The organism is Streptomyces sp. Y7 (assembly GCF_043195415.1).
Taxonomy (GTDB): Bacteria; Actinomycetota; Actinomycetes; order Streptomycetales; family Streptomycetaceae; genus Streptomyces.
Genome location: NZ_JBIDDQ010000035.1, coordinates 47,763 through 73,807, shown reverse-complemented (window position 1 = coordinate 73,807; position 26,045 = coordinate 47,763). Strand labels below are relative to the sequence as shown.

Sequence of the window (26,045 nt, the reverse complement as noted above, 5' to 3'; positions counted from 1 at the left end):
GCCTCCGGCCCGGACATGCACACCGTCCTGCCGGCGGAACGCGCGGTTCGTTCGCCGCTCAGGCTGTGCGGGGTGCCGAAGCGTGCCGCTCCAGGAACGCCGACACCCCGCTCGCCCGCCGGTGCGGCAACAGCACGCGTGCCGTGCCCGCCAGCATCGTCTGGACCCGCGACGACTGCACCAGGTCCAGCAGATCCAGCACCCGCATCCCGGCCGCCGCAGCCTCGTCGGGGCGTCCGCCCCGCGCCAGGTCGTCCGCCAGCTGCGCGGTGTACAGGGCGATGTTGCGGGTGAAGTGCGGATCCTGCAGCTGGGCCGCCCGCCCCGCGTGCCGCGCCGCCCGCTGCCAGTTCCCCAGCGTCGACCAGCACTGCGCCTCCAGGACCTCCAGCTCCGCCTCCCCGTAGAAGCTCATCCACTCGGGGTCGGCCTCGGAGTGGCCCCGCTGGAACAGGGCCTGCGCCCGGGCGAGGGCCTGCTCGCAGCCGGTGCGGTCGGCGAGCCCCGCCCAGCCCCCGGCCTCGCGCAGCGCGAGCAGCGACATCAGCCGGGACGAGCCGAGCGCGCGCCCGACGCGTTGCGCGGCCTGCGCCGCCCGCACCGCCTCACGGGGCCGGCCGGCGTCCCGCGCGAGGAAGGACGTGTTGCAGAAGGCGTGTGCCTCCAGGCCCGGGTCGCCCGCCATTCTGGCCGTGGCCAACGCCTCCGCGTAGTGCGAGCGGGCGTCGTCGAACCGCCCCGAGTCATGGGCCAGCCAGCCCACCGAGATGGCCAGTTCACCCGCGCCCGCGTGGAGCCGGTCGCCGGTCGCCTGCCGGGTCGTTCCGGCGTCGAGCAGGGCGTAGGCGGCCCGCAGGGGGGCGGCGGCGCGCCGGTAGAGGCCGTCGGCGCCGTGCCGGTCGTCGAGCAGGCGGATGCGGCGCACGGCTTCCTCGAGCGCGTCCGCCTCCCGCCCCCCGACACGTCTGAGGGGACGCTCCGCGGCCGCGGCGTCGTAGGCGAGCCCCAGCGGGCCCAGTGAGGCGGCGGCCACCGTGGCGCCTCCGCCGGTCATGAATGCGCGACGTAGCACGTCGCTCTCCTCGTGGTTCTCGTCGTTCTGCGCTGTGCCGTACGCGTCACACGGGTCGTACGGGTCCTGCGGGTTCAGTGGGTCATACGGCTCGTGGGCCCCCCGCGTCTCACTTGTGGCGAACGCCGGGCTCGTGGTGCGTGCCAGGGGCGCGTCGTCCTCGGCGCGCGCCCGGCGTCCGCGTACGGACGAGCGGGGCGCGAAGCCCAGGTCGGTGAGGCTGCGGCCGGGGAACATGTGCAGGAACACCCGTTCGTACGCGTAGTTGGGGCAGCGGATCTCGCCGGCCTCGACCCTGCCGATGTAGCGCGCGTCACAGCTGACCCGCTCGCCGATGTCGCGAGCGGCCCGTCGCACCACCGCGGCGAACTCGGCCGGCGAGCGCTGTCCGCGCATCTGCCGGAACGCGAGGTTCGGCCGTGGTGGCCTGGTGGGCTGGGACGAGGTCGACTCTGACGACGCCATGGCCGGGTCCTCTCGTGCGAACCGTCGAACCATGCCGGGACGAGGACGAGTTGAACCAAAAATCCGTGTGGTGCCCTTGCGTCCGGCGGGCATGAACGTACCTGCTGTAGCGGAGCCGCCACGCAGGGTTTGGCTACAAACCGGATATCTCATACGTGATCCGCCATGAACTGCCATCCTTTGCGGCGGACTTCCGCCGTAGCCGTTGACGCCGCGACGCGTTGAACTCTTCGGACTGCAAAAGGGGTTCCGTGGTGGAGGTCGGGATGGAGACCAGCCAGAGCGTCGTTCCTCGTACGCCGTCGACAACGGCGAGGCACGCGCCGACCGCAGAGTGCAGCGCGCCGCCGGGCGAGCGCTGCGACCCGGAGTCGGGCTGCGACGTGGTCACCGTCCCCGCGCGACAGGGACTGGAGGCCGTCGACATCCTGCGGCGGGGCGCCTGCGAGGCGGTGGGGCCCGTCCTGCACGACGACGGCGGTGACACCCTCGGCTTCGTGGTGCCGTCGGGCACGGCCGCCGCCTGGGACGTGCCGGGCAGCACCTGCACGGAGACCGACGGGCGGGGCCTGAGCCTCGACCTGAACCCCGAGCCGCCGGTCGAGGGCTCCGACTGGCTCCTGCCGCCCGGGGAGGCGGACCTCGCGACCGACCCCGCGGTGCTGCGGGCGGCGCTCGGCGAAGCGGCGCGGCTGATCGAGGCGGCCGACAACTGTCGGTGACCGGCCCCGTTCGCCCGATGCCGCGGTGGGCCGGTGACCAGGCACGCCCCGGCGATGGGTGAGAGTGCCCGTACCCCCTGATAATGGCCGAGTGGGAAAGACCAGGAAGCCCCGGCGCTCAGCCGCGGACGTCGCCTCCGTCGTCGAGAGCGTCGACGGCGGCCTCGCCGAGCTCATACCCGACCGGGACCGGGCGCGCGCCTGGACGCTGCTGATCGACGGGGCGCCGCAGTCCCACGTCGACCTGGACGACCCCGCCCACCTCTCCTTCGAGTACCAGCGTCGGCTCGGGCACGTCATCGACCTCGTCGCGCCGCCCGGCAGACCGGTGCAGGCCGTGCACCTCGGCGGCGGGGCCCTCACCCTCGCCCGCTACGTCGCCGCCACCCGCCCCCGCTCCACCCAGCAGGTTGTCGAACGCGACGCCACCCTCGTCCAACTGGTCCGCCGCGAACTCCCCCTGGACCGTGCCGCCCGTGTCCGGGTGCGCTCCGCCGACGCCCGCGAAGGGCTCGCCAAGGTGCCCGACGGCTGGGCCGACCTCGTCATCGCCGATGTCTTCAGCGGCGCCCGCACCCCGGCCCACCTCACGTCCACGGAGTACCTCGACGAGGTCCGACGCGCGCTGCGGCCCGGCGGCTGGTACGCCGCCAACCTCGCCGACGGACCACCGCTCGCCCATCTGCGGGGCCAGATCGCCACCGCCGCGGCCCGGTTCGCCGAGCTGGCGCTGGTCGCCGACCCGACGGTGCTGCGCGGCAAGCGGTTCGGCAACGCGGTCCTGCTCGCCGCCGACCTCCCGCTGCCGGTCGCCGAACTGACCCGCCGCGCCGCCTCCGACCCGCACCCCGCCCGGGTCGAACACGGCCGCTCCCTCACGGACTTCACGGGGGGCGCCGTACCGGTCACGGACGCGGCGGCGGTGGCCTCACCGGCACCGCCGGCGTCCGTCTTCAGATGAGCCGGCCGGTGCCGAGCGCGGGGCGCCCGATCCCTCGCCGGGCCCGCCCCCGGTGCGGCGATCAGTAGTTCCCGATCTCCACCCGCGGCGGCCCGTCGTGCCACGTGCAGAACACCGACACCCGGTCCGCGCCCGCGCCGAACTCCACCCGGATCCATGTCTCCGTCTTCCACACCTGCATCGACCAGCCCGAGCCCGGGGTGGCCGAGACCAGGGTCGCGGAGGCGTCGCCGATGTCGAAGACCACCCGGCCGCCGTCGGTGTCGTAGCTCTTGACCTGCCCGGACGAGGTGGGGGAGGGGTCCGGGGCGCTGGTCGTCGGCTTCGACGGGGTCGGGGTGCGGGGCTTCCCGGTCGGCTTCGGCGACGGGCTCTTCGACGGGGCCGGCGGCTTCGGGGACTGCGTCGAGGACGCCAGCGGCTTCGACTTCTGCGTCGTCACGTCGGCCGCCGTGATGGGCAGGGCGCGCGGGCGGTCGTAGACCGTGCCCGCCATCACCGTGTGGACACCCCACCACGACAGCGTGACCGCCGCGCCCGTGGCGAGCGACCAAGCAAGTACGTGTACGAGTCCTCTGCGCATCGCGGGCCATACTGCCTCACGCGTCCCAGAAGTGTCGCCCGGTTGTCCACAGCCAGTGAGTTGTCCACAGGCCCGGACCGGGCTCGGCGGCATGGCGTACGGTGCGGCGCATGGCAAGTGTGCTCGTGGTCGAGGACGACCCGTTCGTTCGCTCGGCGCTCATCCGGCACCTGACCGACGCGGCGCACACCGTCCGCAGTGTCGGGACGGCGCTGGAGGCGCTGCGCGAGGTCGCCCATCTCCGTTTCGACGTGGTCATCCTGGACCTCGGTCTGCCCGATCTGGACGGCTCCGAGGCCCTGAAGATGCTGCGCGGGATCACCGACGTGCCTGTGATCATCGCCACCGCGCGGGACGACGAGACGGAGATCGTCCGGCTGCTCAACGCCGGCGCGGACGACTACCTCACCAAGCCCTTCTCCGTCGAGCACCTCTCGGCCCGGATGGCGGCCGTCCTGCGGCGCTCCCGGGCCGCCGCCGGTGACGTGCCGTCGGAGGCCGTGCTGCGCGTCGGCGGCCTCACCGTCGACCCGCTGCGCCGTCAGGCCGAGCTGGACGGCGTCCGACTCGACCTCACCCGGCGGGAGTTCGACCTGCTCACGTTCCTGGCCACCCGGCCCGGAGTGGTCGTGCCCCGCAAGGAACTGCTCGCCGAGGTGTGGCAGCAGTCGTACGGCGACGACCAGACGATCGACGTCCATCTGTCCTGGCTCCGGCGCAAGCTCGGGGAGACCGCGGCGCGACCGCGCTATCTGCACACCCTGCGCGGCGTGGGCGTGAAGCTGGAACCGCCCGGTGGGGAGCTGCCGCGATGAGATGGGCCCTGGTCAAGGTCTGCCTGGCGGTCACCACCATGGTCGTGGTCGCCTTCGCGGTGCCGCTCGGACTCGTCATCCGGGAGATGGCCCGCGACCGTGCCTTCTCCAACGCCGAGCGGGAGGCCGCCGCCGTCGCCCCGGCGCTGTCCATCACCACCGATCGGGACCAGTTGGAGCGAGTCGTCGCCTCGGCCGGGTCGGACGCGGGCATGGCCGTGCACATACCGGCGTCCGCCGACAGGGCCTCCGGCGAGACGGCCGCCGTCGACCTCGGCCGGCAGCGTGCCGCCGACGACGACATCGCGACCGTACGGCGGCTGGGCCGCGCCTCGACCTCCGAGGTCCCCGGCGGGTCCACGCTGCTCCAGCCGGTCGCGCTGAGTTCCGGTGAGATAGCCGTCGTCGAGGTGTTCGTCCCCGACGCGGAGGTCACCAACGGGCTCACCACGGCCTGGACGGTGCTCGCCGGGGTCGGCCTCGCGCTGATCGTCGGCTCGGTCGCCGTCGCCGACCGGCTGGGGGTGCGGATGGTGCGGCCCGCGCAGCGTCTGGTCGAGGGGGCGCACGAACTGGGGGAGGGCAAGCTGGGCGCCCGGGTGCCCGAGGAGGGCCCGACCGAACTGCGGCTGGCGGCGGTGGCGTTCAACTCCATGGCCGACCAGGTCGTGCAACTCCTCGCGAACGAACGGGAGCTGGCGGCCGACCTGTCCCACCGGCTGCGCACCCCGCTGACCGTGCTGCGGCTGAACGCGGCCTCCCTCGGGGACGGTCCGGCAGCGGAGCAGACCCGGACGGCCGTCGCCCAGCTGGAGCGTGAGGTCGACACCATCATCCGTACCGCCCGGGAGGCCAAACCGCAGACGGTGGCCGCCGGCCCGGGCGCCGGGTGCGACGCGGCCGAGGTGGTGCGCGAGCGGATGGCGTTCTGGTCGGCGCTGGCGGAGGACGAGGGCCGCAAGGTGCGGGTGGCCGGCGTGGACCGGCCGGTGCGGATACCGGTGGCCCGGGCGGATCTGGCGGCCGCGCTGGACGCCCTGCTCGGCAATGTCTTCCGGCACACCGCCGAGGGCACGGCGTTCGCGGTCGACGTGCACAACGGCGAGGACGCGGTGATCGTGCTCGTCTCGGACGCGGGGCCCGGCATATCCGACCCCGAGGCGGCGATGGCGCGCGGGCGGGGCTCGGGCAGCGCCGGTTCCACCGGGCTGGGCCTGGACATCGTGCGCCGGCTCGCGGAGTCGACGGGCGGGGACGTGCGGATCGGGTCGTCGGTGCTCGGCGGGACCGAGGTGCGGATCTGGATCCAGCTGGACGGCAGGGAGCCGGTGCGACGCGGGCATCGCGGGTCCGTCCGCCGCCGCAGGCCGGGCAGATTGGTCTCGACCTTTAACCGTCCCCGATCCCTTCCTTAAGGGCGCCATAAGCTCCTCAACCCCCGTCCGGATCAGGCACTTTGCCCGTTTCGGGGTCGCTAGCGTGCTGCCGCACCCCCACCCCCGAAACAGCAGAGGCAGACACGCGATGAGCACGCACCGGCGCAGGTTCAGCGGCAGGAGCAAGGCGATCGGCGGCCTGGTCGCGGCGGCCGCGGTCGGCGGCGGCGCGCTCGTGTTCACCGGCACCGCCCAGGCGGCCGGCATCGGAGCGGCGTACACCAGGACCAGCGACTGGTCGACCGGCTACACCGCGCAGTACGTCGTCACCAACAACAGCGCCGGGACGAAGAAGGACTGGACCCTGGAGTTCGACCTGCCCTCGGGCGCGAAGCTGAGCTCCCTGTGGAACGCCGAGTCGAGCGTCAGCGGGCGGCACGTCACCGTGACGCCACCGAAGTGGGACACCGACGGCCTGGCCGCCGGCGAGTCCGTCACGGTCGGCTTCGTGGTCAACGGCACAGCCTCCCCGACCGGTTGTCTGATCGACGACGCCACGTGCTCCACGGACGACACCGCGACCCCCGAGCCGAGCGGCCGCCCGACGCAGCCGCAGTCGCCCGCACCGACGCCGACCGCGTCCACCGAGCCCACCAGGACGCCCAGCCCCACGGCGACCCCCACCGCCAAGCCCACCCAGAGCACCGGCACCGGCACGAAGGCCGCCGCCGGCTTCGCCCCCTACATCGACACCTCCCTCTACCCGGCCTTCGACATGGCGGCGAGCGCCGAGGCGACCGGCGTGAAGAACTACAACCTCGCCTTCATCACCGACGGCGGCGGCTGCACCCCGAAGTGGGGCGGTGTCACGGACCTCGGCGGTGACGCGGTGGCCGCGCAGATCGGCGACCTGCGCGCCAAGGGCGGCGACGTCCGCGTCTCGTTCGGCGGCGCGGCCGGCAGCGAGCTGGCGACCACCTGCTCCTCGGCGGACGCACTGGCCGCGGCCTACGGCAAGGTCGTGGACACCTACAAGCTGACCAAGGTCGACTTCGACGTCGAGGGCGGCGCGCTGCCCGACGCGGCGGCCAACACCCGCCGTGCCCAGGCGATAGCCGAGCTCCAGAAGCAGCACCCGGACCTGGACGTCTCCTACACCCTGCCCGTCATGCCGGAGGGCCTGACCCAGCCGGGCGTGGACCTCCTCGCCAACGCCAAGCAGAACGGCGTCGCGATCGACACCGTCAACATCATGGCGATGGACTACGGCCCCGCCTACAGCGGCGACATGGGCACCTACGCCGAACAGGCCGCCACCGCCACCCAGGCCCAGGTCAAGAGCGTCCTCGGCCGCTCCGACAGCGACGCCTGGAAGACGGTCGCGGTCACCCCGATGATCGGCGTCAACGACGTCACCACCGAGATCTTCAAGGTCGACGACGCCACCCAGCTGGTGAACTTCGCCAAGTCCAAGGGCCTCGGCTGGCTCTCGATGTGGTCGGCGACCCGCGACAAGCAGTGCGCGGGCGGCGAGAAGCCGGCGGCCGACGCGACGTGCAGCTCGATCCTCCAGGACAAGTTCGCCTTCTCGAAGGCGTTCGCGGCCTACAACTGACCCGGTAGGCCTCACCGACCACGGGGGCGCGCCCCGGCCGGTCTTCCCCCCATCCGGCCGGGGCGCGCATTTCTGTGCACCCACGCCCAGGAACGACCTCGGAATGCGGCTCGGCCAGGAACGACTTCGGGACGCGGCTCGCCCAGGAACGACCGCGGGGCGCGGCACGTTTCCTCCCCGTGCCGCGCCCCGTCCCCCGGACCCCCGTCGGCTAGAAGACCTCGTCCACCTCGGGCAGCGTGCCGGTCCGGGCCGCCTTCGCGTACCAGTGGGCGCTCGACTTCGGCGTCCTCGTGAGGGTCGCGTAGTCGACGTACACCGCGCCGAACCGCTTCTCGTACCCGTACGCCCACTCGAAGTTGTCCAGCAGGGACCACAGGTAGTAGCCGCGGACGTCCGCGCCGTCGGCGATCGCGCGGCGGACCGCCGCGAGGTGGCCGTGCAGATAGGCGATGCGCTCCGGGTCGTGGACCCGGCCCTCGGAGTCGGGCTTGTCGTCGTAGGCCGCGCCGTTCTCGGTGATGTACAGCGGCAGGCCCGGCGCCTCCCGCGTGTACCGCATGATCAGCTCGTGCAGGCCGGTCGGGTCGATGGACCAGCCCATGGCCGTGCGCTCACCCGGGGTCTGGTGGAACAGCACGTCGTCCGCGGCCGGCCACGGCGAGTGCTCGCTCGCCCCGTGGCCGTCGGCACGCGGACCGGCCTGCTCGGCGTCGGTCGCCGAGACCAGCGCGGGCGTGTAGTAGTTCAGGCCCAGCGCGTCGAGCGGCTGGTTGATCGCCGCCAGGTCGCCGTCCAGGACGTACGACCAGTCCGTCAGCTGCTCCGTCGCCGTCAACAGGGTCGCCGGGTAGGCGCCGTGCAGGATCGGGCCGTGGTAGATCCCGTTGGCCAGGTCGTCGATCTTCCGGGCCGCCGCCAGGTCCGCGGGGTCCTGCGAAACCGGCCGCACGGTGGAGGAGTTGAGGCTGAGGGCCACCGTGTTGCGGGCGGGCATCACCGAGCGCAGGGCCGTGGCGCCGAGGCCGTGCGCGAGGTTGAGGTGGTGGGAGGCGCGCAGCGTGGCGACCGGCTCGGTGCGGCCCGGCGCGTGGACGCCGGAGCCGTAGCCCAGGAAGGCGCTGCACCAGGGCTCGTTGAGCGTGATCCACTGCTCCACGCGGTCGCCGAGCGCCTCGCCGACGATCTGCGCGTACTCGGCGAAACGGTAGGCCGTGTCGCGCTCCGGCCAGCCGCCCGCGTCCTCCAGCTCCTGCGGCAGGTCCCAGTGGTAGAGGGTGACGGCGGGCTTGATGCCCTTCGCCAGCAGCTCGTCCACCAGACGGCGGTAGAAGTCCAGGCCCCGCTGGACCGCGGGTCCGCGTCCCGTGGGCTGCACCCGTGACCAGGAGATCGAGAAGCGGTACGCGCCCAGGCCGAGGTCGGCCATCAGCGCCACGTCGTCGCGGTAGCGGTGGTAGTGGTCGACAGCGATGTCACCGTGCTCGCCGCCGGCCGTCTTGCCCGGGGTGTGGCTGAAGGTGTCCCAGATCGACGGTGTGCGGCCGTCCTCCCGGACCGCCCCCTCGATCTGGTACGCGGAAGTCGCGGCACCCCAGAGGAAGGCGGGGGGAAAGGACACGGGGGTCATGGGCTCAGGCATGGAAGCGCTCCCATAGGAGGTCGTGGAGACCGACGAGTGCTAGTAGGGGGGAGGGGTGGGCCGGGGGCCGGGGCGGCGGTGGCGCGGCCCCCGGGGCCGTGGGACGGACGCAGCCGCGGGCGGGCGTCAGCCCTTGACCGCGCCCTGCATGATGCCGCCCACGATCTGCTTGCCGAACAGCAGGAACGCGATCAGCAGCGGCAGCGTGCCGAGCAGCGCGCCCGCCATGATCACCGCCTGGTCGGGGACGTAGCCGGTGCCCAGGGAGTTGAGGGCGACCTGCACGGTCGGGTTCTCCTGGTTCAGGGCGATGATCGGCCACAGGAAGTCGTTCCAGGCGAACACGAAGGTCAGCAGGCCGAGCACGGCCATCGCCGGCCGCGCGGCCGGGAACACCACGTGCCAGACGACCCGCAGACTGCTCGCGCCGTCCACCCGCGCCGCCTCGATCAGCTCGGTCGGCAGCGCCTGCACCAGGTACTGCCGCATGAAGAACGTACCGAAGGCCGTGCAGAGCGTCGGCAGGATGACCGTCTGGAGCTGGTTGGACCAGCCGAGGTCCGCCATCCACAGATACAGCGGTACGACCGCCAGCTGCGGCGGGATCATCATGGTGCCGATCGTCAGCAGCAGCAGGACGCCGGAGAACTTGAAGCGGAGCTTGGCGAAGGCGAAGCCGGCGAGCGTGGAGAACAGCACCGTGCTGATGGTGATCATGCCGGCCACGAAGATGGTGTTGAACATCGCCGTGCCGAGCCCGCCCTCCTCCCACGCCCGTTCCATGTTCTTGAACAGGTTCCCGCCGAACCACAGAGGCGGCGGGGTCTCCGCGAGGCGCTGGTTGGTGCGCGAGGCCGCGATCGCTGTCCACACCAGCGGGGCGAGTGACACCAGCGCGAAGAGCGACAGCACGACGTAGGTGAGCGGACCGGCGTGCAGCTGCTTGCCCGCGCCCATCACCCGGGGTCGCTCGCGCCGGGACTTCACGGGCTCCGTGGACTGAGGAGCGGTCAGTTCGGTGGCGGTCATTGGGACTTCCTCAGCCGTCGGGAGATCAGCAGCTGGATCACGGCGACGATCAGCAGGATCAGGAACATCGACCAGGCGATCGCGGACGCCTTGCCGAGGTTGCCGATGATCCAGCCCTGGTCGTACATGTACAGACCGAGCGTCTGGTACTGGTGCTCGGAGCCGCCCTTGGAACCGGAGACCCCGCCGAACAGCAGGGGCTCACCGAAGAGCTGGGTCGCGCCGATCGTGGAGACGACCACCGTGAACAGGATCGTCGGCCGCAGCTGCGGGATCGTCACATGGAGGAACTGCTGCCAGCGGTTGGCGCCGTCGATGGCCGCGGACTCGTAGAGGTCGACCGGGATCGCCTGCATCGCCGCCAGGTAGATCAGCGCGTTGTAGCCGGTCCAGCGCCAGATCACGATGGAGGACACCGCGAACTGCGAACCCCAGTCGGACTCGCGCCAGTTGACCGGGTCGATGCCGACGAAGTCCAGCAGCCAGTTGATCATGCCGCCGTCCCACGAGTACAGCAGCACGAACACCAGCGTCGCCGCCGCCACCGAGGTGGCGTACGGAGTGAGCATCACGACCCGCCACACGGTCGAGCCGCGCAGCTTGTAGTTGAGCAGATGCGCCAGGCCGATCGCCATCAGCAGCTGAGGCACCGTGGAGATCACACCGATGGTGAAGGTGTTCCACAGCGCGTTCCAGAAGAAGTCCGAGGACAACAGGTTCTCGTAGTTCTTCAGTCCGGCCCAGGTCTGGCCGTCGAGGTTGGCCAGCTGCACGTTGTGCAGCGAGTACCACGCCGTGTACAGCAGCGGGATGAGCGAGAACGCGCCGAAGACGATGAAGAAGGGGGAGATGAACGCGTACGGCGACGCCTTCATGTCCCAGCGGTACAGCCGGCTCCGCCAGGAACTGCTCCCCGGCGGCGGGGTACCGCGACCGTGCGCGCGGCCGGCCGCGCCCGGCTGGTCACCGGGCGCGGCGTCGGCACTCGACGCGGGATGCGCGAGGGCCTGCTTGGAACTGCTCACTGGCCGAGCACGTCCTTGATCTCGTTGGTCGCGGCGTCCCAGCCCTCTTCGGGGCTCTTGCCCTTCTGCTCGACCTGCAGGATGCCGATGTCGGTCAGCGCGGTGTTGATCGGCTGGTCCTTGACACCGAAGTACTGGACCGGGATGGTCTTCGCCGACTCGGCGAAGATCTCCGTGATCGGCGCGTCGGCGAAGTACGCCGTGGTGTCGGTCGCCGGCTTCAGGGTCGAGTACGCCGACGGGGTCGACGGGAAGCTGGCCTGCTTGGCGAAGACCTTCGCCTGCTGCTCGGGAGCGGTCAGCCACTTCGCCAGCTCGACGGCCTCCTTCTGGTGCTTGCTCGCCGTCGGCACGCCGACGAACGAACCGCCCCAGTTGGCCGCGGTCGGCGCCGCCGCCACGTCCCACTTGCCCTTGCCGGCCTCACCGGACTTCTCCTGGATGTAACCGATCATCCAGGCCGGGCAGGCCACGGTGGCGAAGGTGCCGTTGGCGTAGCCCTGGTCCCACGGCTTGTCGAACTGCTTCAGCTTCGCGGACATGTCGCTGGTGGCCACCTCCATGGCAGCGTCCCAGGAGTCCTTCACGCCCTGGGACTTGTCCCAGACGACGTTGCCCTCCTTGTCGTAGTAGCGCTCGCTCGCGCCGCCGAGGGCCGCGTTGTAGACGGAGGACGCCGAGTCCACGAACTTGGTGCCCTTGGGCGCCTTCTTCATGTACTCCTTGCCGACGTCGACGTACTTGCTCCAGTCGCCCTTCCACTGCTCGGCGAGCTTGGTGCGGTCGGTCTCCAGACCGGCCTTCTGGAAGAGGTCCTTGCGGTAGCAGATCGCCATCGGGCCGACGTCGGTGCCGAGCCCGATCAGCTTGCCGTCCTGCGTGGTGGCCTGGGCGTTCTTCCAGTCCAGCCACTGCGACTTGTCGACGTCCTTGCCGAGGTCGACGAACTTGTCGGCCTGCGTCTGCACGGCCTCGGTGATGTTGCCGACCTCGATCGCCTGGATGTCGTCGGTGCCGGAACCGGCCTGGAGGCGGGTGAGGGTCTTGGGCCAGTAGACGTCGGTACGAGTGGTGACGTTCTCCTTGATGTTGATGTCGGGGTGGAGCTTCATGTACTCGTCGTAGAGGCCGGCCTGCTTGTAGCCGAAGACACCGAAGGTGCCGATGGTGAGCGTGGTCTTGCCACCGCCGCCGTTGCCACCGCCCTCGTTCGAAGAGCCGTCGTCCGAGTCCTCGGCGCAGCCGGCGAGCAGCCCTGTCGTCAGCGCGGCTGCGGCTGCCAGAGCCATCAGCCGGCGGGACCCGCGGGTACTCGTGCGCATTGCGTCCTCCTGTTGCCTGACGTGCCGACCCCCCGGCCAACTGCATGGTTGGGCCCGTTCGTTGTACTCGCTGCGGCTCGGGCGGGGAACGTGCGGGATGTGTATGTGTCAGGTACTGTGGGAGCGCTCCCACAAGTGATGTGTTGAAGGTTCGTCGGTCCGGGCGGGGGTGTCAAGGGAGCGGACGCGGAGTTATGTGTTCAGTTATCGGCCCGTTAACTAACTCGGCGGGGCTGGTGGCGCGGGTACGAACTCGGCCAAGATCGCAAGTATTTGGCCGAAGCAGGGTCTTGATCCACCGTCCCCGCAGCCGGTCACGGCAACGGCGGGACTGTTAAATTCCAGGCCAACGGAATGGTCAACGGGAGGCGGAGCCCATGGCAACCCACGGAGCGCGGGGCCGGAGCGGCGGTCGGCCCACCCTCGAAGAGGTGGCGGCCCGCGCGGGCGTCGGGCGCGGCACCGTCTCCCGGGTGATCAACGGCTCGCCCCGGGTCAGCGACGCGACCCGCGCGGCGGTCGAGGCGGCGGTCGCCGAACTCGGCTACGTCCCCAACACCGCCGCCCGTGCCCTCGCGGCGAACCGCACGGACGCCATCGCACTGGTCGTGCCCGAGCCGGAGACACGGTTCTTCGCGGAACCATACTTCTCGGACATGCTCAAGGGCGTGGGCGCCGAGCTCGCGGACACCGAGATGCAGTTGCTGCTGATCTTCGCGGGCAGCGACAAGGAACGGCGCCGGCTGGCCCAGTACCTGGCCGCCCACCGCGTGGACGGCGTCCTGCTGGTCTCGGTCCACGCGGACGACCCGCTGCCCGACCTGCTGGCCCAGCTGGAGATCCCGGCGGTCATCAGCGGCCCCAGATCGGCCGCGGAGACGCTGACTTCGGTGGACTCGGACAACTACGGCGGCGCCCGCTCGGCCGTCGAGCACCTGATGGGCCGGGGCCGCGGCCGCATCGCCCACATCACCGGACGCCTCGACGTCTACGGCGCCCAGCGTCGCGTCGACGGCTACCGCGACGCCCTGCGTGACGCGGGCCGCCCGGCGGACCAGGGCCTGATCGAGCCCGGCGACTTCACGGAGGAGGGCGGCGCCCGCGCGATGCGGGCCCTGCTGGAGCGCCGCCCCGATCTCGACGCGGTCTTCGCGGGCTCGGACGTCACCGCGGCCGGCGCCCGCCAGGCCCTGCGCGAGGCGGGCCGCCGCATCCCCGACGACGTCGCCCTCGTCGGCTACGACGACTCCGCCATAGCCCGCCACATGGATCCGCCCCTCACCAGCGTCCGCCAGCCCATCGAGGAGATGGGCCGCCGCATGATCGACCTCCTCCTCAGCGAGATCGCGGACCGCCGTCCGGCGGCGTCGAGGGGCCTGGAACGGACCCAGGCGGTGCTGGCCACGGAGTTGGTGACGCGGGCGTCGTCCTGACCTCCGACCCGGTCGAACCGCGACAGCCGTCCGCGCCCGATCCGTCGGCGGGCGGGCGTACGCGAGCCGGTGTCACGGGCGTGGCAGTCGGCGGTGCCAGCGGGTCTCACCGTCCTGCCGCTCGTCGGTCGGGGTCAGCCCGGCTGACTCGGCGACCGCCGCCGAGGCGTGGTGGTCGGGGTGGACATGGGCGACGACCGTGTGGACGGGGCCCCGCTCCAGCCATGCGACCAGGGCGCGGGCCGCTTCGGAGGCGAGGCCGTGCCGCTGCCACGGCGTGCCGATCACCCAGGCGATCTCGGCGGTGCCGTCCGCGCTGATCGTCGCCTGGACCGTGCCCACGAGGCAGGACCCGGCGCGCAGCCGCAGCACCCAGTTGCACCAGGACACGGTCGCGTCGGGGGAGCCGGCGACGAGACGTCCGTAGCGGGCCCGCAGGGCGTCGGGGGAGAGCGGTGCGCCGCCGATGAAGTGGTGCAGCGCCGGGTCCGACAGGACGGCGGCCATCTCCTCGGCGTGCTCGACGCGCAGGGGGAGCAGGTCGAGGCGGTCGGAGCGGAGGGGTTCGGCGAAGGCGTGGGGCTCGGGCATCGTCGGCAGCCTAGGGCGGCGTGCCGCCGTGGGCTGCCGGAAAAGCGAATCAGCCGGTGGCTTCATCGCTGAAACCACCGGCTGATCATCAAGGGTGAGTGACGGGACTCGAACCCGCGGCATCCTGGACCACAACCAGGTGCTCTACCAGCTGAGCTACACCCACCATGACCGGCTGTTGACTTCCGTGGAGTCCCCGACCGGCCGAGAAAAAGTGTACAGGGTCCGAAGGGGTGCTGGCGCACGCCTTTTCGCGGCGCCCTCGCGCACCCCTCTCACGCACCTACTGAGCAGGCAGAACGTGCTTCGCGGCGATCGACTTCGCGGTGTCCGAATCAGGGCCGGGCTGGGGCACGAAGACGGCCTCGCGGTAGTAGCGGAGTTCGGCGATGGACTCGCGGATGTCGGCGAGGGCGCGGTGGTTGCCGTTCTTCTCCGGGCTGTTGAAGTAGGCCCGCGGGTACCAGCGCCGGGCCAGCTCCTTGATGGAGCTGACGTCCACGATCCGGTAGTGGAGGTAGTCCTCCAGGGTCGGCATGTCACGCAGCAGGAAGCCGCGGTCGGTGCCGACGGAGTTCCCGCACAGCGGCGCCTTGCCGGGCTCCTTGACGTGTTCGCGGACGTAGGTGAGGACCTGGTCCTCGGCGTCCTTCAGGGTCGTGCCGCCGGCGAGTTCGGCGAGCAGCCCGGACGCGGTGTGCATCTGACGCACCACCTCCGGCATCGTCTCCAGCGCCGCGTCCGGCGGGCGGATGACGATGTCCACGCCCTCGCCGAGGACGTTCAGCTCGGAGTCGGTGACGAGGGCGGCAACCTCGATGAGCGCGTCGTCGGACAGCGAGAGGCCGGTCATCTCGCAGTCGATCCACACCATGCGATCGTTCATGCGCCCACCCTACGGCTGACGCCCGTTCTTGGGTGCCCCGCGTCGGTGCCGACGTCACTGGTGGCTGCCGCCCCGAGACCCCCGCTTCGGCCGGGACGGCCTCGTCCTCAATCGCCGGACGGGCTGGAAACCAAAACCCGGTGCCCGTCCCGAGACCCCCGCTTCGGCCGGGACGGCCTCGTCCTCAATCGCCGGACGGGCTGAAAGACAGAGACTCGGGGCCCGTTCCGAGACCGCCGCTCGGCCCGGACGGCCTCGTCCTCGCATGCCGGACGGGCCGAGAGAGAAACTCGGCCCGTCCGGCACTACAAGGTCACGAGGTCACGATCCGCTGCGCTGCCCCGGCAGGCTCGCCCGGCTGGCGGCGTACGCCTCGCGGCCGTGGTCCGACGCCACCGACAGGGGCGCGGACGTCCCCACGGGCGCGGGGGTACGACGGGTCTGCAGCGGGACCGGGCCGGCGTCCGGGTACACCGAGGGCGGCGGGCCCTGCGGCACGTTCGGACCGACCGCGGACTCCGGGTCCGTCGCCCTGTCGGCCTGCGGACGCCGGGCACGGTAGGCCGCCCGGTACGCGGCCGGCGACGAGCCGAGCTGTCGGCGGAAGTGCCCGCGCAACGCCACCGGCGAGCGGAAGCCGCAGCGGCCCGCGACCTCGTCCACCGAGTAGTCGGACGTCTCCAGCAGCCGCTGCGCCTGCAGGACCCGCTGGGTGATCAGCCACTGCAGGGGAGCACTGCCCGTCAGCGAGCGGAACCGGCGGTCGAACGTCCGGCGGCTCATGTACGCGCGTGCCGCCAGCGTCTCCACGTCGAACTGCTCGTGCAGGTGTTCCAGCGCCCAGGCGACGACCTCCGCGAGCGGGTCGGCGCCGATCTCCTCCGGTAAAGATCGATCGAGGTAGCGCTCCTGACCGCCGGATCGGCGCGGCGGGACCACCAGTCGGCGGGCGAGTGCTCCGGCCGCCTCGTTGCCGTGGTCCGTCCGCACGATGTGGAGACAGAGATCGATTCCGGCCGCGGTGCCGGCCGACGTCAGTACGTCGCCGTCGTCGACGAAGAGTTCCCGTGGATCCACGTGGACCGACGGATAGCGCTTGGCCAGCGTCGGTGCGTACATCCAGTGCGTCGTCGCGGGGCGGCCGTCCAGCAGGCCCGCCGCCGCGAGGACGAAGGCGCCGGTGCACAGCCCGACGATGCGGGCGCCTTCCTCGTGCGCCCGGCGCAGAGCGTCGAGCGCATCCTCCGGTGGCGGCGAGGTGATCGAACGCCAGGCCGGCACGACGACCGTGCCCGCCCGTGAGATCGCCTCCAGGCCATGTGGCGCGGTGAGTTCCAGGCCCCCTGTGGTCCGCAGTGGGCCTTCCTCGCCGCCGCACACCAGAAGTCGGTAGCGCGGCACGCCGGCGTCCTGGCGGTCTATACCGAACACCGACAGCGGTATGGAACTCTCGAAGATGGGGCCGCCGCTGAACAGCAGCACCGCGACGATCTCCTTGCGGCGTCGCCCGGAAAGCTTCCGGGCCGCGGCTTCCGGCGCGGCAGTGGAGTCGTGGCTCATCCTGCTAAGCCCCCCTCGGTGGTCGCGGCTCCTCGGTTGTGTCGCTCCTGCACGTTTCCCCTCGGTCCTGCACGAGTCCCCCGCCGTAGACAGTCAAGATCGAATCTACTGTGTCGCATCGCGCCGCAGTGGCCGGTTCGGCACTCGGTACATTGTCGACTTGGCAACTTGGCGTGAAGCATTCGATCACGAAGCGTTGCACTCACGGGCCGTGCAGGGAAGTGCGCCTTGTCGCAGTGGCCAATCCACGTAGGGTGCGCAGGGCCCCTGAGGCCCTTTCTCTGCAGGTGGAACGGGGGTTGGGGGGTGTTCTGGGCAGGGGATGCATGCGCGCCAGAAGTTGGCTGAAAAGTGGCGTGCCGGTGTGTGAAAACCGGTCAGCCGACCGGTGTATTTCCCCCAGTGTGACGTCCGCCTCTATGAGCCCCGGTTCCGGTCCGGTGATGGCGTCCGCGACGCCTGGGCGAGGGGCCGTGGAGCTCCTCCTGCCGCAGCCGCGTCGCGCCGCGTTCCGACTGGCGCAGCAGCAGGCGGCACGCGCCCGTCACGGCCGCGAGGCCGAGGGCGGTGCCGGTGGCGCCGGCGAGCGAGGTGCCGTACCAGAGCAGGACCACGGGGACCAGGACGCAGCTGAAGGCCGCCCAGCGGACCACGTCGGTGGCGCTGTCCTCGGCGGGGGTGCGAGGTCCTGACATGGATGTGTGCTCCTGGGCTGCCTGGGCGGTGCTCGTGGTGATCAACGCGGCCGGGGGCGGTCGGTCACTGGTGATCGGCGGTCCGTACGGCGCGCGCAAGTGAATCCTGTGCAAACCGCCTGTACACCGCAGCAAGCATTGCGTTACGGGCGTCCCCTCGTGCATGCTCCCTGGAACCCGCACCGACCGTGAGCGGGTATCTGGGCTAAGGAGGCGTGCCGCCGTACCCTTGGGGTATGGGGTTGGGAAGACCATTCCCGGACACAGCTCCGCCGCACAGCTGCATCCATCAACGAGCTCCGCTCGCGGGCCCACCCATATAAGGATCAATACGCCGAGACAGCCATGGCCGGTCACGAATTCTTCGAACCAGCGGACCGCAAGCGGCCCGTCGCCGACCCCACGGCGGCCGAGCCCCTGGCGGCGGAAGAGCCACGCCACTCCTGCGATCCAGCCTTCAAGCACGGCGTCGTCGTCGGCTTCGACGGCTCCACCTCCAGCGAGCGCGCCCTCGCGTACGCCATCGGCATGGCCCATCGCTCCGGGTCGGGCCTGATCATCGTCCATGTCGCCAACCGGCTGCCCACCACGGTGTGGGCGGGCTGCGAGCCACCGGTCTTTGTCGACGTACCGGATCACCGCACCGAGGTGCTCGGCCTCGAACTCGCGTGCGCGGACTACCTCGCCGAGGTGCCGTGGATCCTGGTCGAGCGCGGCGGCGACATCTGCCACGAACTCGAAGAGGTCGGGCGGGAGTACGAGGCGGACGCGATCGTCGTCGGCTCCACACAGGGCATCGTCGGGCGGATCTTCGGGTCCGTCGCGGGCCGGCTCGCCAAGCGGGCCAAGCGTCCCGTCGTTGTCATTCCGTAACTCGTCGTTGTCCCAGGTGAGATGAGCCGTTCGGGACGTCGGGCTCCTTTGTGCGAAGCGTGAACCTACTCACGCGTAGAGGTGTTTGTGCCCTTGTGAAGGGCATATATCGCACACCGCACAACTGCACATGCATGAAGGGAGCCCGCCGTGGACAACGACGTCTCTGCGGGAAGCGGAATCACCAGCGTGGTCGGCCGACTCGCCCTCGGAATCACCCTGTTGGCCTTCGGCCTCGGGTACGCCGATGTGATCGACGGCGTGTCGGCCGCTGACGCCGTATCAATCGCCCAGTACGTGGGCGGCATTGCCCTCTTCGTCGCCGGGCTGATGGCCCTCCGGGATCGTGACGCCGCGAACGGCACCGCGTTCGTGGCCCTCGGGGCGCTCTGGTTCACCTGGGCCGTCGCCGCCGACAACCAGGTGTCCGCCAATGCCGCGGGGCTCTTCCTGCTGCTCTTCGCCCTCGTGGCGCTGTCCCTCACACTCGCCGGTGGCGACCAGCTCGGTCAGGGCGCGTACGGGCTGTTCTTCGTCGGTCTGCTCCTCATGGCCATCGCGAGCTTCGCCGACAACGACGGGCTCACCAAGGTGGGCGGCTGGTTCGCCGTCGCCGCCGGTGCCGTGGCCTGGTACGCCGCGACCGCCGCTCTGGCCCACTGGCCGACCGCACTTCCTCGACGCGCTGCGGGCCGGGGGGTGACGGCCGCCGGTTAGCTGCGCAGGCCGGGGAGTTGGGCGGCTCCCCGGCAATCGAAAACGGACCCCCCGTGAATGGTGGCATCACGTGGGGGTCCGTGTCGTTCGTCGGCCTCTGCGGGTCGTGGGTGGTTGCTCGCGCAGTTCCCCGCGCCCCTAAAGGCCAAAGGCCTCTATTCGACCGTCACCGACTTGGCGAGGTTCCTCGGCTTGTCGATGTCCCGGCCCAGGGCCAGGGCCGTGTGGTAGGCGAGGAGTTGGAGGGGAATGCCCATCAGGATCGGGTCGAGTTCGTCCTCGTTCTTCGGGACGACGATCGTCTGGTCGGCCTTCTCCTGGTGCTGGTGGGCCACCGCGAGGATCTTGCCGCTGCGGGCCTTGATCTCCTCCATGGCGGCGCGGTTCTTCTCCAGCAGGTCGTCGTCGGGGACGATCGCGACCGTGGGGAGGGCCGGCTCGATCAGGGCCAGCGGGCCGTGCTTGAGCTCGGAGGCGGGGTAGGCCTCGGCGTGGATGTAGGAGACCTCCTTGAGCTTCAGGGAGGCCTCGCGGGCGACCGGGTAGCCCCGGACGCGGCCGATGAAGAGCATCGAGCGGGCCTCGGCGTACTCCTGGGCCAGCTTCTTGATCTCCTCCTCCTGCTCCAGCATCTCCGCGATCTGGGCGGGCAGCTTGCGCAGGCCCTCGATGATCCGCTTGCCGTCGCGGACGGAGAGGTCGCGGGTGCGGCCCAGGTGCAGGGCGAGCAGGGCGAAGGCCACCGTGGTGTTGGTGAAGCACTTCGTGGAGACCACGCAGACCTCGGGGCCGGCGTGGACGTAGATGCCCCCGTCGGCCTCGCGGGCGATGGCGGAACCGACGACGTTCACGACGCCGAGGACCCGGGCGCCCTTGCGCTTCAGCTCCTGGACGGCCGCCAGGACGTCGTAGGTCTCACCGGACTGGGAGACGGCGATGTAGAGCGTGTCGGGGTCCACGACCGCGTTGCGGTAGCGGAACTCGGAGGCCGGCTCGGCGTCCGCGGGGATGCGGGCCAGCTCCTCGATCATCTGGGCGCCGATCATGCCCGCGTGGTACGAGGTGCCGCAGCCGAGGATCTTCACGCGGCGGATCTGCCGGGCCTCGCGGGCGTCCAGGTTCAGGCCGCCGAGGTGCACGGTGGAGAAGCGGTCGTCGATGCGGCCGCGCAGCACGCGGTCCACGGCGTCGGCCTGCTCGTGGATCTCCTTGTGCATGTAGGTGTCGTGGCCGCCCATGTCGTAGGAGGCGGCCTCCCACTCGACGGTGGTGGGCTCGGCGGTCGTGCGCGTGCCCTCCGTCGTGTAGGTGCGGAAGTCGTCGGCCTTGAGGGTGGCCATCTCGCCGTCGTCGAGGGTCACTATCTGCCGGGTGTGGGTGACCAGCGCGGCGATGTCCGAGGCGACGAACATCTCCTTCTCGCCGATGCCGAGGACGACCGGGGAGCCGTTGCGGGCGACGACGATGCGGTCCGGGAAGTCGGCGTGCAGCACCGCGATGCCGTACGTGCCCTCGATCAGGCGCAGCGTCTCGCGGACCTTGTCCTCCAGCTTCTCCGCCTGCGAGCGGGAGATGAGGTGGACGAGGACCTCGGTGTCGGTCTCCGAGAGGAACTCGACGCCGTCGGCCTCCAGCTTGCGGCGCAGGTCGGAGGCGTTGTCGATGATGCCGTTGTGGACGACGGCGACCTTGCCCTCGGCGTCCAGGTGCGGGTGGGCGTTCACGTCGGAGGGGGCGCCGTGGGTGGCCCAGCGGGTGTGGGCGATACCGGTGGTGCCCTTGAAGCGCGCCGGGACCTTGGCCTCCAGGTCACGGACCCGGCCCTTGGCCTTGACCATCTTCAGGGCGGGCGCCTTCGGGGAGGAGACGACCACACCGGCCGAGTCGTAGCCGCGGTACTCCAGGCGCTGGAGGCCCTCCAGCAGGAGGGGGGCCACGTCACGCTTCCCGATGTATCCGACGATTCCGCACATATATATAGGTATCCCTAGCCGTAGACGATCCGGCGCAGCTGGCGGAGCGTGAGCTCCGGCGGTGCCACCGTCCGGTATTTCAGGTCCGCCTCGATCCGTTCGAAGATCGTCGCGTTCACCAGGCCCTGGGCCTGGAGCTCGCGGTGGCGGCGACGGACGAACTCCTCGGTCGTCTCGTCGAAGTAGGCGAGCACGTCCTGGATCACCCGCAGCGCCTCGCCCCGGCTGAGGGGCGTGCTGCGGGTCAGATGATCAACAAGGTCGTCGTGCACTCGGTAGATCCTGGGGTATCGGAGACCGCTTCGCAAGAATCCTGCCCGATTCCGGGCAAGAGGGTGTCAGGGGGCTTTGGGAGAGTTATGGAACGCCCATGGGTGTTCGTTGGGCGGTTGTTCCGCGGGGGGATGTGTGCACAGACCAGCTTGTGTCGCCATGGACATTCCCCGCATGGGTGTACCCCAGCAGCTGGCCGAGCGCATGAGCATGGCCGAACAGCACGAGTACCTGCGCGCCACGTTCTCGCGGCGCACGATGATCAGAGGCGGCGCCGTCACGCTCGGTGCCGTCGCGGGCGGCACGTTCGTGCCCGGCGCCACCGCTCAGGCGGCCACCAGGACCCAGCCGCTCACGCAGACCGAGACCGTCGACGGCGCGGTCGTCGCCCCCTTCGGCCGCCACCTCGCCTTCGGCAACGACGCCCGCACCGAGATGACCGTCTCGTGGCAGGTGCCGGTCGCCGTGAAGAAGCCGTTCGTCCGGATCGGCGCCCACCCCTGGGACCTCTCCCGCAAGATCGAGGCCGAGGTCCGCACCCTCTACACCCCGGCCGGAGTCGGCGCGAGCGCCGACCACACCCAGTACTACGTCCACGCCCGGCTGACCCATCTGCGCCCCGGCCGGACGTATTACTACGGCGTCGGCCACCAGGGCTTCGACCCGGCCGAGCCGCACCTGCTGGGCACCCTCGGCACCTTCACCACCGCGCCCTCGCACAAGGAGCCGTTCACCTTCACCGCCTTCGGCGACCAGGGCGTCAGCTACCACGCGCTGGCCAACGACAGCCTGATCCTCGGCCAGAACCCGAGCTTCCATCTGCACGCCGGCGACATCGCGTACGGCGACCCGGCCGGCCAGGGCAAGGCATCCGACACCGGCTTCTACTCGCGCACCTGGGACCAGTTCCTGTACCAGACCGAGTCGGTGGCCAAGTCCGTGCCGTGGATGGTGAGTTACGGCAACCACGACATGGAGGCCTGGTACTCGCCCAACGGCTACGGCGGCGAGGAGGCCCGCTTCACGCTCCCCGACAACGGGCCGGACCGCAAGAACCTGCCGGGCGTGTACTCCTTCGTCTACGGCAACACCGCGGTCATCTCCCTCGACCCCAACGACGTGTCGTACGAGATCCCCGCCAACCTGGGCATCTCCGGGGGCACCCAGACCAAGTGGTTCGAGGCGCAGCTCAGGAAGTTCCGGGCCGCCCACGACATCGACTTCGTCATCGTGTTCTTCCACCACTGCGCGTACTGCACCTCCACCGCGCACGCCTCGGAGGGGGGCGTGCGCCAGGAGTGGGTGCCGCTGTTCGAGAAGTACCAGGTGGACCTCGTCATCAACGGCCACAACCACCAGTACGAGCGCACCGACGTGATCAAGGGCGACAAGGTCACCAAGAAGCTGGAGATCGGCGGCACGGCCTATCCCGAGAGCGAGGGCGTCGTCTACGTCACGGCGGGCGCGGCCGGCCGCAGCCTGTACGCATTCTCCGCCCCCGACTCCTACGAGGGGCACGAGAACGAGGTCGACTCCGTGGCCTCCTTCGTCAACCTCAAGGACGGCAAGAAGAACGAGACGGTCACCTGGTCGCGCGTGCGCTACCTGAACTACTCGTTCCTGCGTGTCGACGTGAACCCCGCGCCGCGCGGCCGCTACGCCACCCTGAAGGTGCAGGGCATCGCGGAGACCGGTGACCGCATCGACCACTTCACGGTGGCCCGCAAGGCCAAGTAGGTCCGCCGCGCCCGCTACATCCGCTTCAGCACCGCCTGCTTGGCCATCGTGAACTCCTCGTCCGTCAGGACGCCGGTGCGATGGAGCTCCCCGAGTTCACGCAGGCGGCGCAGGAGCGCGTCGTGGTCGTCCTCCGCGGACGCGGCCGGGGGAGCGGGCAGCTCCGCACGCGCCTGCGGCACGTCCGCGGTGGCCCTGGCCGGATGCGGCAGGCGGGCCTGGACCGCCGCCGCGACCAGGGCCATCAGCGGGTCCTTCTTGAAGCCCCACAGCTCCACGGCGTTGGGGTCGTACTTGGGCGGGGCCTTGGTGGGCGCGTTCCGGACGGTGAAGCGGAGGTGGCCGTTCTCCAGGCCCGCCGCCGGATGCCACTCCACGGCCGCGATGTCGGCCAGCGCGAGGGAGCGGGCGCCGGCGGCGGCCTTGGCGTCCTCCGTCTTCCAGTTCCACTCCAGACGGACCCGCTCCCCGTCGAAGCCGGCGGTGGCGTCGCCGGCGGAGACGGACAGCGGGACCGAGGGCCCCGGCAGCAGGTAGGCGTCCACCGGGTCGGCGGGCACCTCGTCCAGCAGCAGGCCGTTGCGTACCTCGTCCACGAAGTACTCCGCGACGCCGTACCGGTCGGACTCCACGATCAGCTGGTACGGGTCGTTGGGCTCGGTCAGCCGGCCGCCCGTGGCGTGCAGCAGCGGGTCGGCGCCGTCGCGCAGGCGCAGCCGGAGCCGTCCGGCCTTCTTGCCCTGCTCGAAGGAGACCCCCGCCAACGCCCCCAGCGGGAGCACCAGTTCACCCAGCGTCTTGCGGAACAGGCTGACGTTCTTGTCCCGTCCGGGAGTCAGCCGCAGTGCGTCGCCGTCGAAGACCCACGTGCCGTCCTTCTGGATGATTTCCGCCATGGGGTGGATTGTTCCACCAGTCTCACGAGAGAGTGGTCCAGACCTCTTGGAGCGCAATGGCTCATGGAAGGGACACGTCTGTGAGAGATCGCCGCGTGAGACAGCACCACAGAACGCTCCGCCTTCTCGGTTCCCTGCTGCTCGTCGCGATGGGCACCTCGGTGACGGCAGCCGCTCCCGCCCAGGCGGCACCCCCCACCCCGCTCGACCGCGTGGTCCCCGCCCCCGCGTCGGTCACCTCGGGCAAAACCCCCTACCGGATCACCAGCGGCACCCGAATACGCGTGGACGACTCCCGCGAGAGCCGCCGCGTCGGTGAGTACCTCGCGGGCATCCTGCGCCCCTCCACCGGCTACCGCCTGCCGGTCACCGACCAGGGCCCCGGTGGCATCCGACTCCGCCTGGCCAAGGGCCCGTTCGGGTCCGAGGGCTACCGCCTCGACAGCGGCCGCGAGGGCGTCACCATCACCGCGGCAGCCCCCGCCGGGCTCTTCCACGGTGTCCAGACCCTGCGCCAGCTCCTCCCGGCCGCCGCCGAGAAGGACTCGGTCCAGTCCGGCCCCTGGCTGGTCGCGGGCGGCTCCGTGGCCGACAGTCCGCGCTACGGCTGGCGCGGCGCGATGCTGGACGTCTCCCGGCACTTCTTCACCGTCGAGCAGGTCAAGAGGTACATCGACCAGCTCGCCCTCTACAAGATCAACAAGCTGCATCTGCACCTCAGCGACGACCAGGGCTGGCGCATCGCCATCGACTCCTGGCCGCGCCTTGCGGCCCACGGCGGCTCGACCCAGGTCGGCGGCGGCCCCGGCGGGTACTACACCAAGGCCGACTACAAGGAGATCGTCCGCTACGCCGGCTCCCGCTACCTGGAGGTCGTCCCCGAGATCGACATGCCGGGCCACACCAACGCGGCCCTCTCCTCGTACGCCGAGCTGAACTGCGACGGCGTCGCGCCGCCGCTCTACACCGGCACCGAGGTCGGCTTCAGCTCGCTGTGCGTCAGCAAGGAGATCACGTACGACTTCGTCGACGACGTGATCCGGGAGCTGGCCGCGCTGACGCCGGGCAGGTACCTGCACATCGGCGGCGACGAGGCACACTCCACCAGCCACGAGGACTATGTGACGTTCATGGACCGCGTGCAGCCGCTCGTCGCCAAGTACGGCAAGACCGTGATCGGCTGGCATCAGCTGACGGGAGCGACGCCCGCGAAGGGCGCGCTCGCGCAGTACTGGGGGCTGGACGGTACGAGTGCCGAGGAGAAGGCGCAGGTCGCCAGGGCCGCGCAGAACGGGACCGGGATCATTCTGTCTCCGGCCGACCGGATCTACCTCGACATGAAGTACACGGCGGACACGCCCCTGGGGCTGGACTGGGCCGGGCTGGTCGAGGTGAAGCGGGCGTACGACTGGGATCCGGGCAACTACCTGCCGGGGGCGCCGGCTTCGGCGATCCGGGGCGTGGAGGCACCGATGTGGTCGGAGACGCTCACCAAGTCGGACGACATCGAGTACATGGCGTTCCCGAGGCTGGCAGGGGTGGCCGAGCTGGGGTGGTCGCCGGCTTCCACGCATGACTGGGATGCCTACAAGGTGCGGCTTGCCGCGCAGGGGCCGCGGTGGGAGGCGCTGGGGATCGACTTCTACAGGTCGCCGCAGGTGCCCTGGCCCGCCGCGTAGGGGTGTTTTCGGCTGCCGGCCGGTGGGGGCTGGTCGCGCAGTTCCCCGCGCCCCCAAGAAAGGGCGCGCACGCCCTGGACGTATAGACGTGCACCCCCGGAGGAC

The 26,045-nt window shown here is 70.8% G+C and carries 24 protein-coding genes and 1 tRNA gene; 11 read left to right on the top strand and 14 right to left on the bottom strand.

What is annotated here, in order from left to right:
* Positions 1-58: 58 nt before the first annotated feature.
* Positions 59-1,537, bottom strand: a complete 1,479-nt coding sequence (locus tag ACGFW6_RS41430) for a hypothetical protein (RefSeq protein ID WP_393521908.1) — start codon at positions 1,535-1,537, stop codon at positions 59-61.
* 266 nt (positions 1,538-1,803) lie between these two features.
* Here ACGFW6_RS41430 and ACGFW6_RS41425 point away from each other — a divergent pair, with 266 nt between their 5' ends.
* Together ACGFW6_RS41425 and ACGFW6_RS41420 are read left to right on the top strand one after the other, a co-directional pair.
* Positions 1,804-2,259, top strand: coding sequence for a hypothetical protein (locus ACGFW6_RS41425; RefSeq protein WP_393521906.1), 456 nt, complete (start codon positions 1,804-1,806; stop codon positions 2,257-2,259).
* Between the two features lie 91 nt (positions 2,260-2,350).
* Complete coding sequence (locus ACGFW6_RS41420; RefSeq protein WP_393521903.1) at positions 2,351-3,220, top strand: spermidine synthase; 870 nt, start codon at positions 2,351-2,353, stop codon at positions 3,218-3,220.
* Positions 3,221-3,281: 61 nt separating this feature from the next.
* On the opposite strand, the gene ACGFW6_RS41415 is transcribed toward ACGFW6_RS41420, so the two are convergent.
* The gene (locus ACGFW6_RS41415) at positions 3,282-3,803 is read right to left on the bottom strand and encodes a hypothetical protein (RefSeq protein ID WP_393521901.1); all 522 of its coding nucleotides are present in this window, start codon (positions 3,801-3,803) and stop codon (positions 3,282-3,284) included.
* A 110-nt stretch (positions 3,804-3,913) separates the two neighbouring features.
* Here ACGFW6_RS41415 and ACGFW6_RS41410 point away from each other — a divergent pair, with 110 nt between their 5' ends.
* From ACGFW6_RS41410 to ACGFW6_RS41400, 3 genes are all read left to right on the top strand, one after another.
* The gene (locus ACGFW6_RS41410; protein ID WP_393521899.1) at positions 3,914-4,618 is read left to right on the top strand and encodes a response regulator transcription factor; all 705 of its coding nucleotides are present in this window, start codon (positions 3,914-3,916) and stop codon (positions 4,616-4,618) included.
* Complete coding sequence (locus tag ACGFW6_RS41405; RefSeq protein WP_393521897.1) at positions 4,615-6,033, top strand: sensor histidine kinase; 1,419 nt, start codon at positions 4,615-4,617, stop codon at positions 6,031-6,033. Before ACGFW6_RS41410 ends, ACGFW6_RS41405 begins: the two co-directional genes overlap by 4 nt.
* A 109-nt stretch (positions 6,034-6,142) precedes the next feature.
* Positions 6,143-7,609: a cellulose binding domain-containing protein gene (locus ACGFW6_RS41400; RefSeq protein WP_393521895.1), complete on the top strand. Its 1,467-nt coding sequence runs from the start codon at positions 6,143-6,145 to the stop codon at positions 7,607-7,609.
* A gap of 211 nt (positions 7,610-7,820) precedes the next feature.
* On the opposite strand, the gene ACGFW6_RS41395 is transcribed toward ACGFW6_RS41400, so the two are convergent.
* The 4 genes from ACGFW6_RS41395 to ACGFW6_RS41380 all read right to left on the bottom strand — a co-directional run bounded on the left by ACGFW6_RS41395 (position 7,821) and on the right by ACGFW6_RS41380 (position 12,627).
* Positions 7,821-9,251: a GH1 family beta-glucosidase gene (locus ACGFW6_RS41395; RefSeq protein WP_393521893.1), complete on the bottom strand. Its 1,431-nt coding sequence runs from the start codon at positions 9,249-9,251 to the stop codon at positions 7,821-7,823.
* A 126-nt stretch (positions 9,252-9,377) separates the two neighbouring features.
* On the bottom strand, positions 9,378-10,280 hold the full coding sequence (locus ACGFW6_RS41390) for a carbohydrate ABC transporter permease (RefSeq protein WP_393521891.1): 903 nt from the start codon (positions 10,278-10,280) through the stop codon (positions 9,378-9,380).
* Positions 10,277-11,305, bottom strand: coding sequence for a carbohydrate ABC transporter permease (locus ACGFW6_RS41385; protein ID WP_393521889.1), 1,029 nt, complete (start codon positions 11,303-11,305; stop codon positions 10,277-10,279). The genes ACGFW6_RS41390 and ACGFW6_RS41385 overlap by 4 nt, the downstream gene beginning before the upstream one ends.
* On the bottom strand, positions 11,302-12,627 hold the full coding sequence (locus ACGFW6_RS41380; RefSeq protein ID WP_393521887.1) for an extracellular solute-binding protein: 1,326 nt from the start codon (positions 12,625-12,627) through the stop codon (positions 11,302-11,304). Before ACGFW6_RS41380 ends, ACGFW6_RS41385 begins: the two co-directional genes overlap by 4 nt.
* Positions 12,628-13,004: 377 nt before the next feature.
* Between ACGFW6_RS41380 and ACGFW6_RS41375 the strand changes: the two genes are divergently transcribed.
* A complete protein-coding gene (locus tag ACGFW6_RS41375; RefSeq protein ID WP_393521885.1) occupies positions 13,005-14,060 on the top strand; it encodes a LacI family DNA-binding transcriptional regulator in 1,056 nt (351 codons plus the stop codon).
* A 72-nt stretch (positions 14,061-14,132) separates the two neighbouring features.
* Here ACGFW6_RS41375 and ACGFW6_RS41370 read toward each other — a convergent pair whose 3' ends face one another.
* From ACGFW6_RS41370 to ACGFW6_RS41350, 5 genes are all read right to left on the bottom strand, one after another.
* Positions 14,133-14,651: a GNAT family N-acetyltransferase gene (locus tag ACGFW6_RS41370; RefSeq protein WP_393521883.1), complete on the bottom strand. Its 519-nt coding sequence runs from the start codon at positions 14,649-14,651 to the stop codon at positions 14,133-14,135.
* A gap of 93 nt (positions 14,652-14,744) precedes the next feature.
* Positions 14,745-14,817: transfer RNA gene (locus tag ACGFW6_RS41365), tRNA-His, on the bottom strand.
* Positions 14,818-14,934: 117 nt separating this feature from the next.
* Complete coding sequence (gene orn, locus ACGFW6_RS41360; protein WP_380857780.1) at positions 14,935-15,537, bottom strand: oligoribonuclease; 603 nt, start codon at positions 15,535-15,537, stop codon at positions 14,935-14,937.
* Positions 15,538-15,858: 321 nt separating this feature from the next.
* Positions 15,859-17,097, bottom strand: coding sequence for a helix-turn-helix domain-containing protein (locus ACGFW6_RS41355; protein ID WP_393521881.1), 1,239 nt, complete (start codon positions 17,095-17,097; stop codon positions 15,859-15,861).
* A 377-nt stretch (positions 17,098-17,474) separates the two neighbouring features.
* Positions 17,475-17,750, bottom strand: a complete 276-nt coding sequence (locus tag ACGFW6_RS41350) for a hypothetical protein (RefSeq protein WP_393521932.1) — start codon at positions 17,748-17,750, stop codon at positions 17,475-17,477.
* On the opposite strand from ACGFW6_RS41350, the gene ACGFW6_RS41345 reads away from it, so the two are divergent.
* From ACGFW6_RS41345 to ACGFW6_RS41335, 3 genes are all read left to right on the top strand, one after another.
* Positions 17,671-17,895 (top strand): hypothetical protein, encoded by a 225-nt coding sequence (locus tag ACGFW6_RS41345; protein WP_393521934.1) that lies wholly within the window; start codon positions 17,671-17,673, stop codon positions 17,893-17,895. The genes ACGFW6_RS41350 and ACGFW6_RS41345 overlap by 80 nt on opposite strands.
* A 242-nt stretch (positions 17,896-18,137) precedes the next feature.
* A complete protein-coding gene (locus tag ACGFW6_RS41340) occupies positions 18,138-18,665 on the top strand; it encodes a universal stress protein (RefSeq protein ID WP_030944387.1) in 528 nt (175 codons plus the stop codon).
* A gap of 150 nt (positions 18,666-18,815) precedes the next feature.
* Positions 18,816-19,382 carry a GPR1/FUN34/YaaH family transporter gene (locus ACGFW6_RS41335; protein WP_393521879.1) on the top strand — a complete coding sequence of 189 codons (567 nt, stop codon included), beginning with the start codon at positions 18,816-18,818 and terminating at the stop codon, positions 19,380-19,382.
* Between the two features lie 155 nt (positions 19,383-19,537).
* Here ACGFW6_RS41335 and glmS read toward each other — a convergent pair whose 3' ends face one another.
* Both glmS and ACGFW6_RS41325 read right to left on the bottom strand, forming a co-directional pair.
* Entirely contained in the window at positions 19,538-21,355 is a 1,818-nt protein-coding gene (glmS, locus tag ACGFW6_RS41330) for a glutamine--fructose-6-phosphate transaminase (isomerizing) (protein ID WP_393521877.1), read from the bottom strand.
* A gap of 14 nt (positions 21,356-21,369) precedes the next feature.
* Positions 21,370-21,627, bottom strand: a complete 258-nt coding sequence (locus ACGFW6_RS41325; RefSeq protein WP_030944376.1) for a hypothetical protein — start codon at positions 21,625-21,627, stop codon at positions 21,370-21,372.
* A 175-nt stretch (positions 21,628-21,802) separates the two neighbouring features.
* Here ACGFW6_RS41325 and ACGFW6_RS41320 point away from each other — a divergent pair, with 175 nt between their 5' ends.
* Complete coding sequence (locus tag ACGFW6_RS41320; protein ID WP_393521875.1) at positions 21,803-23,365, top strand: purple acid phosphatase family protein; 1,563 nt, start codon at positions 21,803-21,805, stop codon at positions 23,363-23,365.
* Positions 23,366-23,379: 14 nt separating this feature from the next.
* On the opposite strand, the gene ACGFW6_RS41315 is transcribed toward ACGFW6_RS41320, so the two are convergent.
* Entirely contained in the window at positions 23,380-24,261 is an 882-nt protein-coding gene (locus ACGFW6_RS41315; protein WP_393521874.1) for a DUF4429 domain-containing protein, read from the bottom strand.
* Between the two features lie 95 nt (positions 24,262-24,356).
* Here ACGFW6_RS41315 and ACGFW6_RS41310 point away from each other — a divergent pair, with 95 nt between their 5' ends.
* Positions 24,357-25,940 (top strand): beta-N-acetylhexosaminidase, encoded by a 1,584-nt coding sequence (locus ACGFW6_RS41310; RefSeq protein ID WP_393521872.1) that lies wholly within the window; start codon positions 24,357-24,359, stop codon positions 25,938-25,940.
* Positions 25,941-26,045 lie beyond the last annotated feature (105 nt).

What these genes read in the sequence shown, in the direction of transcription:
- ACGFW6_RS41390 (WP_393521891.1), bottom strand. Translation starts at nt 10,280, where the DNA reads ATGACCGCCACCGAACTGACCGCTCCTCAGTCCACGGAGCCCGTGAAG.
- ACGFW6_RS41430 (WP_393521908.1), bottom strand. Translation starts at nt 1,537, where the DNA reads ATGGCGTCGTCAGAGTCGACCTCGTCCCAGCCCACCAGGCCACCACGG.
- ACGFW6_RS41340 (WP_030944387.1), top strand. Translation starts at nt 18,138, where the DNA reads ATGGCCGGTCACGAATTCTTCGAACCAGCGGACCGCAAGCGGCCCGTC.
- ACGFW6_RS41425 (WP_393521906.1), top strand. Translation starts at nt 1,804, where the DNA reads ATGGAGACCAGCCAGAGCGTCGTTCCTCGTACGCCGTCGACAACGGCG.
- glmS (WP_393521877.1), bottom strand. Translation starts at nt 21,355, where the DNA reads ATGTGCGGAATCGTCGGATACATCGGGAAGCGTGACGTGGCCCCCCTC.
- ACGFW6_RS41375 (WP_393521885.1), top strand. Translation starts at nt 13,005, where the DNA reads ATGGCAACCCACGGAGCGCGGGGCCGGAGCGGCGGTCGGCCCACCCTC.
- ACGFW6_RS41415 (WP_393521901.1), bottom strand. Translation starts at nt 3,803, where the DNA reads ATGCGCAGAGGACTCGTACACGTACTTGCTTGGTCGCTCGCCACGGGC.
- ACGFW6_RS41320 (WP_393521875.1), top strand. Translation starts at nt 21,803, where the DNA reads ATGGGTGTACCCCAGCAGCTGGCCGAGCGCATGAGCATGGCCGAACAG.
- orn (WP_380857780.1), bottom strand. Translation starts at nt 15,537, where the DNA reads ATGAACGATCGCATGGTGTGGATCGACTGCGAGATGACCGGCCTCTCG.
- ACGFW6_RS41370 (WP_393521883.1), bottom strand. Translation starts at nt 14,651, where the DNA reads ATGCCCGAGCCCCACGCCTTCGCCGAACCCCTCCGCTCCGACCGCCTC.
- ACGFW6_RS41315 (WP_393521874.1), bottom strand. Translation starts at nt 24,261, where the DNA reads ATGGCGGAAATCATCCAGAAGGACGGCACGTGGGTCTTCGACGGCGAC.
- ACGFW6_RS41405 (WP_393521897.1), top strand. Translation starts at nt 4,615, where the DNA reads ATGAGATGGGCCCTGGTCAAGGTCTGCCTGGCGGTCACCACCATGGTC.
- ACGFW6_RS41355 (WP_393521881.1), bottom strand. Translation starts at nt 17,097, where the DNA reads ATGAGCCACGACTCCACTGCCGCGCCGGAAGCCGCGGCCCGGAAGCTT.
- ACGFW6_RS41410 (WP_393521899.1), top strand. Translation starts at nt 3,914, where the DNA reads ATGGCAAGTGTGCTCGTGGTCGAGGACGACCCGTTCGTTCGCTCGGCG.
- ACGFW6_RS41380 (WP_393521887.1), bottom strand. Translation starts at nt 12,627, where the DNA reads ATGCGCACGAGTACCCGCGGGTCCCGCCGGCTGATGGCTCTGGCAGCC.
- ACGFW6_RS41400 (WP_393521895.1), top strand. Translation starts at nt 6,143, where the DNA reads ATGAGCACGCACCGGCGCAGGTTCAGCGGCAGGAGCAAGGCGATCGGC.
- ACGFW6_RS41395 (WP_393521893.1), bottom strand. Translation starts at nt 9,251, where the DNA reads ATGCCTGAGCCCATGACCCCCGTGTCCTTTCCCCCCGCCTTCCTCTGG.